Origin of the sequence: Mesorhizobium shangrilense, from assembly GCF_040537815.1 — a bacterium.
Classification (GTDB): Bacteria; Pseudomonadota; Alphaproteobacteria; order Rhizobiales; family Rhizobiaceae; genus Mesorhizobium; species Mesorhizobium shangrilense.
Genome location: NZ_JBEWSZ010000007.1, coordinates 116,116 through 129,353, shown reverse-complemented (window position 1 = coordinate 129,353; position 13,238 = coordinate 116,116). Strand labels below are relative to the sequence as shown.

The window sequence follows — 13,238 nt, the reverse complement described above, 5'->3', positions numbered from 1 at the left end:
GATTTTGACACGCTCTCGAATTGCGTGAACAGGGCTACGACCCTTGAGGAAGCAAAAAGCTGCAGACCATAATGGGTTGGGTCACTAAAAGTGGCGTCTTCGCAATTGTGCAGAGCGGCCGTTTAGATTCGAGCGGATTGCTGCGCGTCCGCTGATGCTCCGGGGCTATGCAGTGGTGTCCTCCGCGATCCGGCTCAGCAACTCGGCGACATCGTCTGGTGCGGTCACCATGGCGTCGTGCCCCGTTCGCAGCTCGTGGTAGTCCTCGATATTAGCGGCTTGCGCGCTCTTTGGCTGGCCAAGTGGTTTGTCGCCGATGCAATTGATGTAGGTCCGTGGCACCCGTGGGAAGCCCGCACTCAGTTTGACCCGCTCCCTGAAGGTGCGGATCGGGTGCGCGGTAAGCCTTGGCATCACCCAACTCACGTCCTTCTCCTCCTTCAATCCGAGGAATTGCACAGTCGCCGCGCTGGCGGGGATGCGCCAGGAGCGACAAAACTTGGTCGATCTGGCGGTCTCTCCGAACGACTATATCGGCCAAACGAAGCGGGTTTTTTGCCCTATTGAAACCGCTGTCATCGGCTTCGGGGTCTGTTATGCGTCAACGAGACTGGCGATCCGGTAGGCGCGCCAGTGCTCACCGTCAAAGGGGTTCCCGCCTCGGAATACGCCAAGATTCTGAACAGTTGCGCTGGCGAATTCAGTGGCACGATCAAACCAGGCTGCTTCTTCGAGGTTGATGTGGTTATGAGAGGGCCAGCGGATATGACCGATCTCGAAGCGATAAAATTCTATCCCGCTTCACCATAGGCATCATCCAATCGGCAGCTTGCTTCCCAGAGAAAAATTCTCTGCATTAAATCTCAGTGGATCACTAGCCCTTTGGACACTCGGTCGGACGTTCTGTCTCGAAAGCGCGTCCTGTTTGACAATAAATGTGAACATTTGGGCGCGCTCGCTCCGTTGCGAGAAGGGCCTCACCTCACAAGGGCGGCCCGACAGCCTTCAGACGTGGGCCATCGGGCTGTCGGGCCTGACCAAAGCGATAGAGCACTCGGTTGGCTAGCAAAGCTGCGCTAGAGCTTGCCAGGTCGCCAGGCGCCATCGGGCATTTTTCGGGACCCTACTTCTTGCATTCGGTGGCTGCTTTCATCGCCGCCGTAGCTTCGGCCTCGGTTTTGTAAGATGTCTTGCCGACCATCATCACGGTCTTGCCGTCAGGCTTGATTTTGGCGACGGAACACGTCTTGTCACTTGCTTTCTGGGCGACGAAATATTCTGTCGCCGAAAGTGCGGGAGCGGTTGCGAGAATCACTAGAATCGCTGCGGAAAGAAGTTTCTTGTACATTTTTTATTTTCCTCCACTTGGCTCGTATCGGCCATGGACACTGTGACGAGGCGATCTGTCTGACGCTTTGCGGCAACATTACAGTTTGGTAACGTTATAGTCGGCCGACATGCCAGCGCCGCGCGCCTGTCTCTTGGGCGTTCCGGAACCAAAGTGTGCGAATGGGGTTTACCTCGGCGAAGGGGACCTATTTGGAGAACTCTCAATGAAAACAATAATTTTGGCCGCATTGGCGCTGAGCTTGGCCGCGCCTTCACTCGCTTCTGCAGCCGAGGGTGACTTGGTCATCCAGGCCCATCGACATCACCATCATCGCCAAAACAACAACGACGTGGTGATCAACGAGGACGGCCATCGCCTGCATCACCGCCACCACGGCCAGATTGCCTTCGATGATCATGGAAGACGGCATCACCGTTCAGATAGCGTCGTCGTCTCGACCCGTTATCACCACAGGGACCATCCAGTCGTTATCGAAAACAACGGCTAGTGATCAAAATCCCAAGTCCACCTCAACGCGCCGACGAACGCAGTGGCCCGCCACCGTGAGGTAGCGGGCCAAATGCGATAACGTGTCGTATTTCAGTAGCGGTAGTAGTGCCTGTGGTAGTAGTGCCTGTGGTGGTGGTACCGGTGGTGGTAGTAGTATCGGTGGTGATGCCGGTGGTGGTATCGGTAGTAGTACGGACGATATTGCGCCTCGTAATACGGGTCGTCGCCGTAATAACCGCCACCGTAATACATGCTGCCAATCAGTGCTCCGGCCACAATTCCGCTTGGGAAGGAGTCGTCATATCCGCCGTATCCCGGCCGATAGTAACCCCTGTACCGTTCATAATTGCCGCTTCCCCGAAAGTGGTGGCGCCATCTGACGCCATCCCGAATTTGGATAACACCAGGCTGAACACTTTGTGCCTTAGGCAAGAACATCGGTGCGGCATCAACCGAAACAGCGCTTGTTAGCGCAAAGGTTGATACTAAGGCGGCCGCCATGCAGGACAGGAACTTCATAGCCAAGTCCTCTCTGATTGGGGCACTATTTCTGCTTATCTAAAACGTCGTCGATGCGAAAGAGTTCCCCAGAATAAATATCAGATAGTTAGCTGAGGATGATTTTGACAATTGTCCTCGCGTTTTTTGCGCGGAAGCACTACGGAAGCACAAGAGATCGTACCAATTTCGATGCGCCCTCTGTGGAAAAAATGCCATTGAAGTCTGCTCGATGATGATGCGGTGACCGATGGCCGCCTTTTTCGGGACGGATAGGATGCTTCGGCTCATGAGATTGATGTGGTGGATGATGGGGGGCGCTATCGCCTTTCCCCGCGTTCCTCAGATTCGGAATTCCAGCACCGCTATATTGGATGATACTCCGACACTGTGAATCGGACGCCGCGTCGCAGCCACGACCAAACAGCGCAAATCCGCACAACATTTGGGCCACCGTGGACGGGACAGTCGGTCCCGCGTCCCGTCCTGCGGCCGGCGCTATGCTGACGCTCCTACGGCTGTCCTGCTCACCGCCCGCGGCGGGGGCGAATTTCCTTCGTCCTACGTGCGACATTCGTCCGCTGTCGCGGACGCCCGCAGGACTGCGGCTTATACGCCGTTCTTCCTTGGAGCGCCGCCGGCCGCCGGCGCTGAGGTCGACGAGACCTAAGGATGGATTTCGGAAGGATGCTATGGCGCTTGCAAGGACGACGGGAGAACACCATCTAAAGGTTGATAGCGAACAAGCTGGAAACGTCGGTTCGAGTCCGGCGGCCCCGACCAATCAGGGTTTCGTCTAGGGGTTAGGACGCCACACTTGATAAACGCCGCTCCCTTCCGGTCGAGCGGCGTTTTCGTATCTTCTGTAAAAAGCGAAGGAACGGCCCGCCTTGTGAAAGGGCGAGCCGTTCTTTTCGAATTTGTCATTCCCTGACGGCTGGGTAGGGTCAACTTGGCCTGCTGCCTGTCCGCTGAACCGGCAGCAGGCCAGAGAGACGCACTCCGGCGGGCTTTTTTTGCCCGACTTCGATAAACCACGGATGATCCTGCGATTGTAGGCCTATCTTCCAGCAGCCGAGATGTGCAACTCGGCTTAACGATCGATCTCACCGAACACGATGTCGAGCGAACCAATGATCGCAGAGACATCGGCGATCATGTGGCCCCGACACAAGAAATCCATTGCCTGCAGATGGGCGAAGGAGGGTGCTCGGATTTTGCACCGGTACGGAACATTGCTGCCATCGGAAATCAAATAAACGCCGAACTCACCCTTCGGTGCTTCGACCGCAGCGTATACCTGCCCGGCGGGCACGTGATGCCCTTCCGTGTAAAGTTTGAAATGATGGATCGTCGCTTCCATCGAGCGTTTCATCTCGGCACGCGACGGTGGCGTGATCTTTTGATTTGGAAGTGCGACCGGGCCCCGGCCTTCCGGCGACCGTAATTTTTCCAGGCATTGCTTCATGATCCGCACCGACTGGCGCATTTCCTCCATGCGGACGAGATAGCGGTCATAGCAGTCCCCGTTCTTGCCGATGGGAATGTCGAAATCCATCTCGGGGTAACATTCATATGGCTGCGCCTTGCGCAAATCCCAGGCCGCGCCCGATCCGCGTACCATCACGCCGGAGAAGCCCCAAGCCCAGGCATCGTGAAGACCGATCACGCCGATATCGACGTTGCGTTGCTTGAAGATGCGGTTGTCTGTGAGCAGCACTTCGAGATTGTCGCAGACCTTGAGGAACGGGTCACAGAAATCCCAGATGTCGTCCAGAAGCTTCGGAGGCAGATCCTGATGCACGCCGCCGACCCGGAAATAATTCGCGTGCATGCGGGCGCCGGAAGCGCGCTCGTAGAAGACCATCAGCTTCTCGCGTTCGGCAAAACCCCAGAGCGGCGGGGTCAGCGCGCCGATATCCATGGCTTGCGTCGTCACATTGAGAAGGTGCGACAGAAGTCGGCCGATTTCGCAAAAAAGGACACGGATGAGCTGTCCGCGTCGCGGAACCGATATTTCGAGCAGCTTCTCGACGGCGAGGCAGAATGCATGCTCCTGATTCATCGGCGCGACGTAGTCGAGCCGGTCGAAATAGGGCAGGGCCTGCAGATAGTTCTTGTGCTCTATGAGCTTCTCGGTCCCGCGATGCAGCAGGCCGATATGCGGATCGACGCGCTTGACGACCTCGCCATCGAGTTCAAGCACGAGCCGCAAGACACCATGCGCGGCCGGATGCTGCGGTCCGAAATTGATGGTGAAGTTGCGAATTGCGGCCTCGGCCATGGCAATCCTTCCGGCCTCGTAATTCGCAGTCGATCTCGAACGCCCGATGCAAAGTGCGGCGCCTGACCGGCGATCAAATCAAGTCGTCGTCTGGGCCATCGTTACCGATGAGCGACCACATGCGACGAATCCAGCCCGACCGCTGCCGACACCGACACGGCAGGTGGCGTCGCATCGATCGAACTTTGCAGGATATACCACTCTTCCGAGCTCGTTTGGGCAATCACGGCATCGACCTCCGATCTATTCCGGAGGCAAATCCTCGATGTCGATGACCGCTACGCTCGTGAAGTCTGGTCACACGAAATTGCCGGAGCCTGGGTTACATCTTGGGGAAGTTGCGCGCCCGGGGATTGAGCGTAAACTGGCGACGCCAGCCGAGTGCCAAAAGGACGGCGATTGTCGTCAGCATGCGCACGATCTTTCCGTTCCCGTTTGCTCGAAGGAGGATCATCTTGATGGCAACAAAGAGTATCCCTTAGTTGTGGCCCTCGGCTGCTACAGATGTGGCCAAATGGTGAAAGCCGTGCCTCGGAGCTGTTGCCTTGGACATGTAAATCGTGAGAGCGGTAATTTTGCTGGGGTAGTGTCTACAGGGATTGGCAGCAAGGTCCGATCCAACACGGTCGTTTTCGTCGCGACGATCGAATGGATTACCTCGATCAAGGGGCGGAATTTACCCCCGCAAAATTACCGGTCTCCCCCCGAGGATGGGCCGAACGCCTTGCCTGGAAACTCAGGCTCTGATGAGATAGCAGGGCTCCGAAAGCTCACGGCTTCGGAGCAGGTAAGGTACCGATCCGCATCGGCGCCACTCCATTCACCGCACGGGCGCCAACCGGCGCCCCCTTATCCCTCCACTTGGACTTCTTTCCATGCTCGTTGCGCAGATTAGCGACTTCCATGTCCATCCCGTTGGCCAAATGGTATATGCTGGCATCGACACCAATGCCATGACGCGGCGCGCCATTGCCACGATCGCTGCCCTGGACCCTGTTCCCGATTGCGTCCTCGTCACGGGCGATCTTGCCGATAGCGGGAGCCCGGACGAGTACGGTCTCGTGGTTGATATCTTGTCGCGCCTGGCAATGCCGGTATTCGTTATTCCGGGCAATCACGACCGGCGCGAGGCGATGCGCGATGGCCTCGCCGCGGCCTATCCCTATCTGCGCCAAGCTGAGGATTTTCTGCATTACGTTGTCGAGGATTTTCCAGTTCGGCTCATCGGCCTCGACACGGTGGTGCCGGAAAAGGTCGGCGGTGCTATCTGCGCCGCACGAGCGGCTTGGTTTGCCGATCGTCTCGCTGAAGGCGACGGTCGCCCGACGCTGGTCTTCATGCATCACCCACCCTTCGTTACCGGTGTCAGCGGGATGGACGCGACGATGTGCCGAACCGACAGCGCATTCGCGGGGCTTGTCGAAAGCCATCCTGAAATTGAATGCGTGGTCGCCGGCCATCACCATCGCCCCATCACCCGTCGCTGGGCCGGCACGGTCGGCTTCGTTGTGCCCGGAGTGGCGCATCAGCTGGCGCTTGATCTTCGCCCGGGCCAGCCCACCCGATTTATCCTCGAGCCTCCGGGCTTTGCGCTCCACGCCTGGTCGCCCGAGACCGGCTTGGTCTCGCATGTCGCGCCAATCGGCGACTACGGACCGAGTCGCGATTTTTAGCTTTATTCCGGTTGTCCGTGGAAGCTCGAGAAATGAGCCGCTACTGCTGGCCTCGGCGGAAGCGGAGGCCGGAACGCGCATCCAAACAGCGCCGTAGTGACGGTCCGGAGGCGGCGTAAATGCAACGGAAGCGCCGCGCCGGCTGTGCCGGCGTTCGCCCTCGCCTCGCCTGCAGCGCGAATAGCGCTGCTGGCTCGCCCAGGTTCGGTCATCGTCAATCACCAGATCACGCACGATCAGCACGGGAAGGAGCCGGTGAGCGACAGCGCAGGGTTCGGCGTCGTTTTGGCGTTCGGCCTATTGGTGCTCAACTGGCTGGCGATCCGCAATATCGGTGTTGTCGCCTGGCTGGCGAGCTTCTGATGCGCACGCCGTTCCACCCCCCGGTGCGAGGAACGGGAGAGCACCAAGGACGGGGACGAAATAGCAGGGCGGTACAACCCGCCCCAACCGAAGCCGCGTTCTCGACGACATGGTTACTGTGACAAGACGAACAGGGTATAAGGCTATCAGGCAGCAGACTGGTTGAGGAACGCCCCACCGTCATGAAGCCGATGAACGAAGAGCACCTCGCGGTTCTACGCAGGCACATGGTCGAGGTGATTGCAATCCAGGCCGACCTTGCAAGCGAAGAACTCGGCAAGGCGACGCTCGATGAGCGGGTGATGCCAGCGATGCGGCGGGTGCCGCGGCATCGCTTCGTGCCAGCCCCGTTTGCGCCTTATGCCTACGAGGACATGCCGCTGCCGATCGGCTTCGACAAAACCGTCTCGCAGCCCTTCATCGTCGCTCTCATGACCGATCTCCTTGCTCCCCAACCGCACGAGGCAGTGCTGGAGATCGGCACCGGCCTGGGCTACCAAGCCGCAATCCTCGCGGAACTCGCCGGGCAAGTTTGGAGCGTCGAAATCATCGAAGAATTCGCAAGCTATGCCGGGTCTCTCCTGCAGGGCCTCGGCTCCTCCAATGTCGGCATTCGTGTCGGAGACGGGTCTCGTGGCTGGCCTGAGCACGCCCCATTCGAGAAGATCCTGGTCACGGTGGCGGCTGAGCCGACGCCGCCGGCTTTGCTTGAGCAGCTCAAGCCAGGGGGACGCCTGGTTCTGCCTGTGGGATCTGAAAAAGTACAGTTGCTGACTGTCATCGACAAGGATGCGGCAGGGCAACTCAAGACTCGGAAACTCATCCCAGTTCGGTTCAGTCGGCTCGAAACGGTCTAATGAGGGGTGCGGCTGCGCGGAGCCGTGCTGGAAGATCAGGATAACGCGCGCCGCTTCGATCACACGGGCGCTGGATGGCATCGGTCGCGGCCGCTGGCGATCATGCCGGCGCGGTCGTATTGCGCGCGTCTCAAAGACCCTTATCCAGCCTACTGTGTGCCTACCAGAGGGCAAATGGGTCGCTCATCTGGGAAATGACGGCCAAAGGTTCAAGGAATTCGCACAGTGGCCAACACGTAGCGGGCAGGAGGTAACGATGGATCTCAAGGACAGGCGCCTCTGGTACGGCGTGGTAGCCGTGATCGTGGTATTGGTCGCGATTGCGTATGCGGCTGGTTGGTTTGGCGGCACACCGATACCAGCGCCACAGCAGTGAGAGCGATCGTCATTTTCGCTTGGAGGCAGCTGACTGCTCAGTCTCTAAAGGTCGAAGGAAGGGACACCTGATTGGCTGTTTCGCTGGTTCGGCTACGATCCTGACGACGCACAGCCTGGACCGCTTTTGAGATGGCTTCCGCTCAACTTGTTGGACGGACCGGTCCTTGGATCGCGCGCAATCCGCAACACTCCGCCATCGGGCCGGGTAACTTCGATAATGGTTTCGACACGGACAAACTGCGATCCTACTGAGTAGCCAGGCGCTAGGTCGTGCCGGAAGTCGTACACTGGAGCCACAAGGGCCTAACGACCGGGCGGAGAACTCCACATCAGCCCGGCCTTCGGCGGTTTCGAAGCTAAACTGCCACTCCCTCGATCCCGCTGCCCGGCCAGCAATGGAGCGGGCTACTCCAGCACAGACTCTGCCCGTCGATCACCTCGATCGCACGGACTCCAGACCAACATCGTCGAACAGCCGCGCGTTTGACCGCGTTCGCCAAATTAATGGCCGGATCTTTGCGAAGCCTCCACATCTGCGTGAACGAAGCCCTCCAGGCATCATCGTGATTGGACTTCACGATCCGCTGGAGTCACGCTGGCCTCAGGGTATAAGTAGGAAATACGTGGACCAACTATTGTTCGAATAGGAGGCCAACATGAAGCACCAGACGATCGAGCAACTGCAGATCGTCGCCGAAATCGATCAGGGCTACCCGCGCCAAGCCATGTCGCGCAGCGAACGTCTTGAACGCTGGGCAGAGCTCCTCGAACGGAACCCTGACCGGCGTCTCTCGACACTGCCTCAGACCGAGTATCAGCCGGTTAGAGCACGCGTGGCCATGCGCGGCGACGGCTCGCCGATCTCAGTCGCTTTCGAGGATCCTGTCCTCCGCGCCGCCGGGTTGGAAAACGACAACTACGGCGAAGCAAAGCGCTTCTTCGAACTGACCGACAGGCAATTGCATGAGATCATCTGCTATTGTCATTTTGGCGCGACGGTGACCGCCGCTACGGCCGCCCGTCACATCCGTGCGGTGCGTGCCGGGAAACAGCCCGGCGTGTTCGCTCGGTTGCGCGCCGCGTTCCTCGGATAAAGCCAGCGCCGTTCCGCAGCATCATTTTTGAAGCGGCTCGCATGGAAAGCCGCAGCGCAGGCAAGCTCTCCCCACGCGGGAAGGCTGCGTTGCATGAGGGATGGTACGGTCATGAATATCCAAGGTCCTTTTCGAGAGCGGCGTCGAGGTCGGCTGGGCTGAGCTGCACCATCTGTTGCGCCGAACTCTGCAGGGCGATTGCCGGCAGGTGAATGAACGCGTCGCCAGGCAAGCCTGGAAAATTTGGCACTCCTATCATTCGAGTGCCAAAGGGGCTATCTTAAGTGTTGCAGTCGCTCTATGTGCGGCGGCAGAAAGAACCCCCAATGAAATTCCGACCACTCCACGACCGCGTCGTCATTCGGCGCGCTGAAGGCGACAACAAATCCAAGGGCGGAATCATCATTCCCGACACCGCCAAGGAAAAGCCTCAGGAAGGCGAAGTGATCGCCGTCGGCCCGGGCTCGCGTGATGAGAGCGGCAAGCTGATCCCGCTCGACGTCAAGGCCGGCGATCTCATCCTGTTCGGCAAATGGTCCGGCACGGAGGTCAAGATCGACGGCGAGGATCTCCTGATCATGAAGGAGAGCGACATTATGGGCATCGTCGAGAAGACCAAAGCGGCCAAGAAAGCCGCCTGACCGGGCGATTTGCGCTCTCCTAATTTCTAGACTGAACTGGACGTAAAATCATGTCTGCCAAGGAAATCAAATTCGCTAGCGATGCCCGCGACCGGATGCTGCGCGGTGTCGAGATCCTCAACAGTGCCGTGAAGGTGACGCTCGGCCCCAAAGGCCGCAATGTCGTTATCGACAAGGCCTATGGCGCGCCGCGCATCACCAAGGACGGGGTCGCCGTCGCAAAGGAAATCGAGCTTTCCGACAAGTTCGAGAACATGGGCGCGCAAATGGTGCGCGAAGTGGCCTCGAAGACCAACGACCTCGCCGGTGACGGCACCACCACGGCAACCGTGCTGGCCGCCTCGATCCTGCGCGAGGGCGCCAAATTCGTTGCCGCGGGCATGAACCCGATGGACCTCAAGCGCGGCATCGACCTTGCTGTGGCTGCCGTGGTGAAGGACGTTCAAGCCCGGGCCAGGAAAGTCAAATCTTCGGACGAGATCGCCCAGGTTGGCACGATCGCCGCCAATGGCGACGCGTCCGTCGGCGCAATGATCGCCAAGGCGATGAACAAGGTCGGCAATGACGGCGTGATCACCGTCGAGGAGGCCAAGACCGCCGAGACCGAACTCGATGTCGTCGAAGGCATGCAATTCGACCGCGGCTATCTTTCTCCCTATTTCGTCACCAATGCCGACAAGATGCGCGTCGAGCTGGAAGAGCCCTACGTGCTCATCCACGAGAAGAAGCTCGGCAATCTGCAGGCGATGCTGCCGATCCTCGAAGCGGTGGTGCAGAGCGGCAGGCCGTTGCTGATCATCTCCGAGGACGTCGAAGGCGAAGCGCTGGCGACCCTTGTGGTCAACAAGCTGCGCGGCGGCCTGAAGGTCGCGGCCGTCAAGGCGCCGGGCTTCGGCGACCGTCGCAAGGCCATGCTGGAAGACATTGCGGTGCTCACCGCCGGCCAGATGATTTCCGAGGATCTCGGCATCAAGCTGGAGAACGTCACCATCGACATGCTCGGCCGCGCCAAGCGCGTGCTCATCGAGAAGGATACGACCACGATCATCGACGGCGCTGGTGAAAAGACCGGCATTTCAGCGCGCATCCAGCAGATCAAGTTGCAGATCGAGGAAACGACCTCGGATTACGACAAGGAGAAACTCCAGGAGCGGCTGGCGAAGCTGGCCGGCGGCGTTGCCGTCATTCGCGTCGGCGGCGCGACCGAGACGGAAGTCAAGGAAAAAAAGGACCGCATCGACGACGCGCTGAACGCCACGCGTGCGGCGGTGGAAGAAGGCATCGTGCCCGGAGGCGGTGTGGCGCTGCTGCGCGCCAGGTCGGCGCTTAACGGGCTGACGGGAGCCAATGCCGATGTGACGGCCGGCATTTCGATCGTGCTGAGGGCGCTCGAGGCGCCGATCCGCCAGATCGCCGAGAATTCCGGCGTCGAAGGCTCGATCGTCGTTGGGAAACTCATGGACAGCAAGGATCACAATCAAGGTTTCGATGCTCAGACCGAACTCTACGTCGACATGATCAAGGCCGGTATCGTCGACCCCGCCAAGGTCGTTCGGACGGCCCTGCAGGATGCCGGCTCGATTGCCGCGCTCCTGATCACCGCTGAAGCAATGATCGCGGACATTCCGCGGAAGGATGCGCCCGCTATGGGTGGCGCAGGAGGTATGGGCGGAATGGGCGGAATGGACTACTGAGCGGCGCCTGAAACTATAGCCAGGACGACGGAAGGCCAGCGACGCGGGCATTTACGAGCCGATATCTCGGCGATCATCGGTTCGCTCGACATCGTGTTCGGGGAGATCGATCGATAGGCGCTCGTCGCTGTCGTTTTTGCTGCTAAAAATGGTCTTGGAGACAAGAACATGACCGACCCTCTTGCCGAGAAAACATGTACGCCTTGTCGCGGCGGCGTCCCACCGCTCACGCGTGATGAAGCCCAACGCTTCCAGGCACAGGCTCCTGATTGGGAGCTGGGTGACGATGCCCACCGCATCCAGCGGAGCTTTCGATGCCGCAATTTCCGGGACGCGCTCGCCCTTGTTCAGGAGATCGGTGAGCTCGCCGAAACCGAGGGCCATCACCCCGACATCAGCTTCGGCTGGGGTTATGTGACGGTTTCCCTGAGCACCAAGAAGATCAAAGGACTGCACGAGAACGATTTCATCATGGCGAGCAAGATCGATCGGGTGCTCGATCGCTCGGGGCGGCCCCTCGACCGCCAGCAGTGACACGGCAAATCCATTGCCAATCTAGCGAGGTCCCTATGCCACACATCCGAACCGACAATCAACCCGTCACCCAAATCACCATCGTCAATTCTGAACCGGACAAGCAGGCCGAGGCATTGTCCGTCATGACCGAGCGGGCGCGCTTTATGGCGCGCCAGCCTGGCTTCATCTCAATCAGCCTGCATCGCAGCTTCGACGAGCGGCGCATCGTCAGCTACGTCCAATGGCAGAATCGCGATCTCTTGCGATCGGCTCATCAATCGCCGGAATTCCGGAAGGAGTGGGGTCATTTCGATCAGTTGCCGGACGAGATCGATTCCAATCTGTACGAGGTAGCCCAGGTGATAGATAGTGGTCAGTAGGCGTGCCGCCCACATGACCTGAACCGCCGGGTCGAGACGGCCGACATGAGCTGACAAAGTCTAAGCCATGGCTGCCATGAACCATCGCGTCGTCACCGTGTTCGGTGGAACCGGGTTTCTCGGCCGCCGCGTTGTTCGGCATCTCCGCGATGGTGAGTTTTTCGTTCGGATTGCATCAAGACATCCGGAACGGGCCAAGAAGCTGTTTGGTTCTGATGATCCGCAACTTCAATCGGTCGAAGCCAATATCCACGATGAGCGGGCGATCGCCGATGCACTTGCCGGTGCTTACGGTGTTGTAAATGCGGTCAGTCTTTATGTCGAACAGGGACAGGAGACCTTTCATTCCGTGCATGTCGAGTCAGCTCGGCGGGTTGCAGCCCAAGCACACCGAGCTGGCGTCGAACGGCTCGCTCACATTTCAGGAATCGGCTCCGATGTTGCCTCGCCGTCGCTCTACATCCGCAAGCGTGGCGAAGGCGAACTGGTGGTGCGTGCCGCGTTTGCTGACGCCACTATCATCCGCCCGGCGGTGATGTTCGGACCGGATGACGCGTTTTTCACCATTATCCTCAAACTTCTCCGCCGGCTTCCAATCTATCCGATGTTCGGTCGCGGCCTGACGAGATTGCAGCCGGCCTATGTGGGCGATGTGGCAGAGGCGACCGCAAGAGTGCTGCAGGGGACGGAAACGCATGCGATCACGTATGAGTGCGGCGGTCCTCGCGTCTACTCTTACAAGGAATTTCTCAGAGCCGTTGCGCACGAAGCCGGTCTTAAGCCCAAACTGATTCCAATCCCATTTGCCGCTTGGCACGCGCTGGCTTGGTTCGCCGAAATGCTCCCGAGCCCGCCCGTCACTCGGAATCAAGTGGAACTGATGCAGGTCGACAACGTGTCATCGCCGGAGATGCCGGGATTTGGAGAACTTGGAATTTCGCCGTACTCGCTCGAGGAAATGCTCCAGGAGATATTGTGGGATCACTGATTAAAGAGCTTCTTCGGCTAGTGCGCTCCCGC

At 59.1% G+C, this 13,238-nt stretch carries 14 protein-coding genes and 1 pseudogene; 10 read left to right on the top strand and 5 right to left on the bottom strand.

Annotation, left to right across the window (positions count from 1 at the left end):
* Window positions 1-165: 165 nt before the first annotated feature.
* The 5 genes from ABVQ20_RS34960 to ABVQ20_RS34940 all read right to left on the bottom strand — a co-directional run bounded on the left by ABVQ20_RS34960 (window position 166) and on the right by ABVQ20_RS34940 (window position 4,622).
* Window positions 166-414, bottom strand: a complete 249-nt coding sequence (locus ABVQ20_RS34960) for a hypothetical protein (RefSeq protein WP_354464381.1) — start codon at window positions 412-414, stop codon at window positions 166-168.
* Between the two features lie 709 nt (window positions 415-1,123).
* On the bottom strand, window positions 1,124-1,348 hold the full coding sequence (locus tag ABVQ20_RS34955) for a hypothetical protein (protein ID WP_354464380.1): 225 nt from the start codon (window positions 1,346-1,348) through the stop codon (window positions 1,124-1,126).
* A gap of 253 nt (window positions 1,349-1,601) precedes the next feature.
* On the bottom strand, window positions 1,602-1,748 hold the full coding sequence (locus ABVQ20_RS34950; protein WP_354464379.1) for a hypothetical protein: 147 nt from the start codon (window positions 1,746-1,748) through the stop codon (window positions 1,602-1,604).
* Window positions 1,749-1,930: 182 nt separating this feature from the next.
* On the bottom strand, window positions 1,931-2,359 hold the full coding sequence (locus ABVQ20_RS34945; RefSeq protein ID WP_354464378.1) for a hypothetical protein: 429 nt from the start codon (window positions 2,357-2,359) through the stop codon (window positions 1,931-1,933).
* A 1,072-nt stretch (window positions 2,360-3,431) separates the two neighbouring features.
* Window positions 3,432-4,622: an NADH-quinone oxidoreductase subunit D gene (locus ABVQ20_RS34940; RefSeq protein WP_354464377.1), complete on the bottom strand. Its 1,191-nt coding sequence runs from the start codon at window positions 4,620-4,622 to the stop codon at window positions 3,432-3,434.
* 875 nt (window positions 4,623-5,497) lie between these two features.
* Between ABVQ20_RS34940 and ABVQ20_RS34935 the strand changes: the two genes are divergently transcribed.
* The 10 genes and pseudogenes from ABVQ20_RS34935 to ABVQ20_RS34895 all read left to right on the top strand — a co-directional run bounded on the left by ABVQ20_RS34935 (window position 5,498) and on the right by ABVQ20_RS34895 (window position 13,206).
* Window positions 5,498-6,295 carry a phosphodiesterase gene (locus ABVQ20_RS34935; protein ID WP_354464376.1) on the top strand — a complete coding sequence of 266 codons (798 nt, stop codon included), beginning with the start codon at window positions 5,498-5,500 and terminating at the stop codon, window positions 6,293-6,295.
* Between the two features lie 144 nt (window positions 6,296-6,439).
* Entirely contained in the window at window positions 6,440-6,658 is a 219-nt protein-coding gene (locus ABVQ20_RS34930; protein WP_354464375.1) for a hypothetical protein, read from the top strand.
* 182 nt (window positions 6,659-6,840) lie between these two features.
* Complete coding sequence (locus ABVQ20_RS34925) at window positions 6,841-7,515, top strand: protein-L-isoaspartate(D-aspartate) O-methyltransferase (RefSeq protein ID WP_354464374.1); 675 nt, start codon at window positions 6,841-6,843, stop codon at window positions 7,513-7,515.
* 1,034 nt (window positions 7,516-8,549) lie between these two features.
* Window positions 8,550-8,987, top strand: a complete 438-nt coding sequence (locus tag ABVQ20_RS34920) for a hypothetical protein (RefSeq protein WP_354464373.1) — start codon at window positions 8,550-8,552, stop codon at window positions 8,985-8,987.
* 326 nt (window positions 8,988-9,313) lie between these two features.
* Window positions 9,314-9,628: a co-chaperone GroES gene (gene groES / locus ABVQ20_RS34915; protein WP_258589076.1), complete on the top strand. Its 315-nt coding sequence runs from the start codon at window positions 9,314-9,316 to the stop codon at window positions 9,626-9,628.
* 50 nt (window positions 9,629-9,678) lie between these two features.
* Window positions 9,679-11,322, top strand: coding sequence for a chaperonin GroEL (gene groL / locus ABVQ20_RS34910; RefSeq protein ID WP_354464372.1), 1,644 nt, complete (start codon window positions 9,679-9,681; stop codon window positions 11,320-11,322).
* Between the two features lie 42 nt (window positions 11,323-11,364).
* Window positions 11,365-11,439 (top strand): annotated as a pseudogene (locus tag ABVQ20_RS40700) (NADH-quinone oxidoreductase subunit D-related protein); the annotation flags it as partial.
* Window positions 11,440-11,490: 51 nt separating this feature from the next.
* A complete protein-coding gene (locus ABVQ20_RS34905; protein ID WP_354464371.1) occupies window positions 11,491-11,856 on the top strand; it encodes a 4a-hydroxytetrahydrobiopterin dehydratase in 366 nt (121 codons plus the stop codon).
* Between the two features lie 35 nt (window positions 11,857-11,891).
* A complete protein-coding gene (locus ABVQ20_RS34900; protein WP_354464370.1) occupies window positions 11,892-12,218 on the top strand; it encodes an antibiotic biosynthesis monooxygenase family protein in 327 nt (108 codons plus the stop codon).
* 67 nt (window positions 12,219-12,285) lie between these two features.
* The gene (locus tag ABVQ20_RS34895) at window positions 12,286-13,206 is read left to right on the top strand and encodes a complex I NDUFA9 subunit family protein (protein WP_354464369.1); all 921 of its coding nucleotides are present in this window, start codon (window positions 12,286-12,288) and stop codon (window positions 13,204-13,206) included.
* The last annotated feature ends 32 nt before the right edge of the window (window positions 13,207-13,238 follow it).

Coding starts and splice junctions, on each gene's coding strand:
- groES (WP_258589076.1), top strand. CDS start 9,314: ATGAAATTCCGACCACTCCACGACCGCGTCGTCATTCGGCGCGCTGAA.
- ABVQ20_RS34955 (WP_354464380.1), bottom strand. CDS start 1,348: ATGTACAAGAAACTTCTTTCCGCAGCGATTCTAGTGATTCTCGCAACC.
- ABVQ20_RS34905 (WP_354464371.1), top strand. CDS start 11,491: ATGACCGACCCTCTTGCCGAGAAAACATGTACGCCTTGTCGCGGCGGC.
- ABVQ20_RS34940 (WP_354464377.1), bottom strand. CDS start 4,622: ATGGCCGAGGCCGCAATTCGCAACTTCACCATCAATTTCGGACCGCAG.
- ABVQ20_RS34900 (WP_354464370.1), top strand. CDS start 11,892: ATGCCACACATCCGAACCGACAATCAACCCGTCACCCAAATCACCATC.
- ABVQ20_RS34950 (WP_354464379.1), bottom strand. CDS start 1,748: ATGATCATCGAAGGCAATCTGGCCGTGGTGGCGGTGATGCAGGCGATG.
- ABVQ20_RS34935 (WP_354464376.1), top strand. CDS start 5,498: ATGCTCGTTGCGCAGATTAGCGACTTCCATGTCCATCCCGTTGGCCAA.
- ABVQ20_RS34895 (WP_354464369.1), top strand. CDS start 12,286: ATGGCTGCCATGAACCATCGCGTCGTCACCGTGTTCGGTGGAACCGGG.
- ABVQ20_RS34945 (WP_354464378.1), bottom strand. CDS start 2,359: ATGAAGTTCCTGTCCTGCATGGCGGCCGCCTTAGTATCAACCTTTGCG.
- groL (WP_354464372.1), top strand. CDS start 9,679: ATGTCTGCCAAGGAAATCAAATTCGCTAGCGATGCCCGCGACCGGATG.
- ABVQ20_RS34960 (WP_354464381.1), bottom strand. CDS start 414: ATGCCAAGGCTTACCGCGCACCCGATCCGCACCTTCAGGGAGCGGGTC.
- ABVQ20_RS34920 (WP_354464373.1), top strand. CDS start 8,550: ATGAAGCACCAGACGATCGAGCAACTGCAGATCGTCGCCGAAATCGAT.
- ABVQ20_RS34925 (WP_354464374.1), top strand. CDS start 6,841: ATGAAGCCGATGAACGAAGAGCACCTCGCGGTTCTACGCAGGCACATG.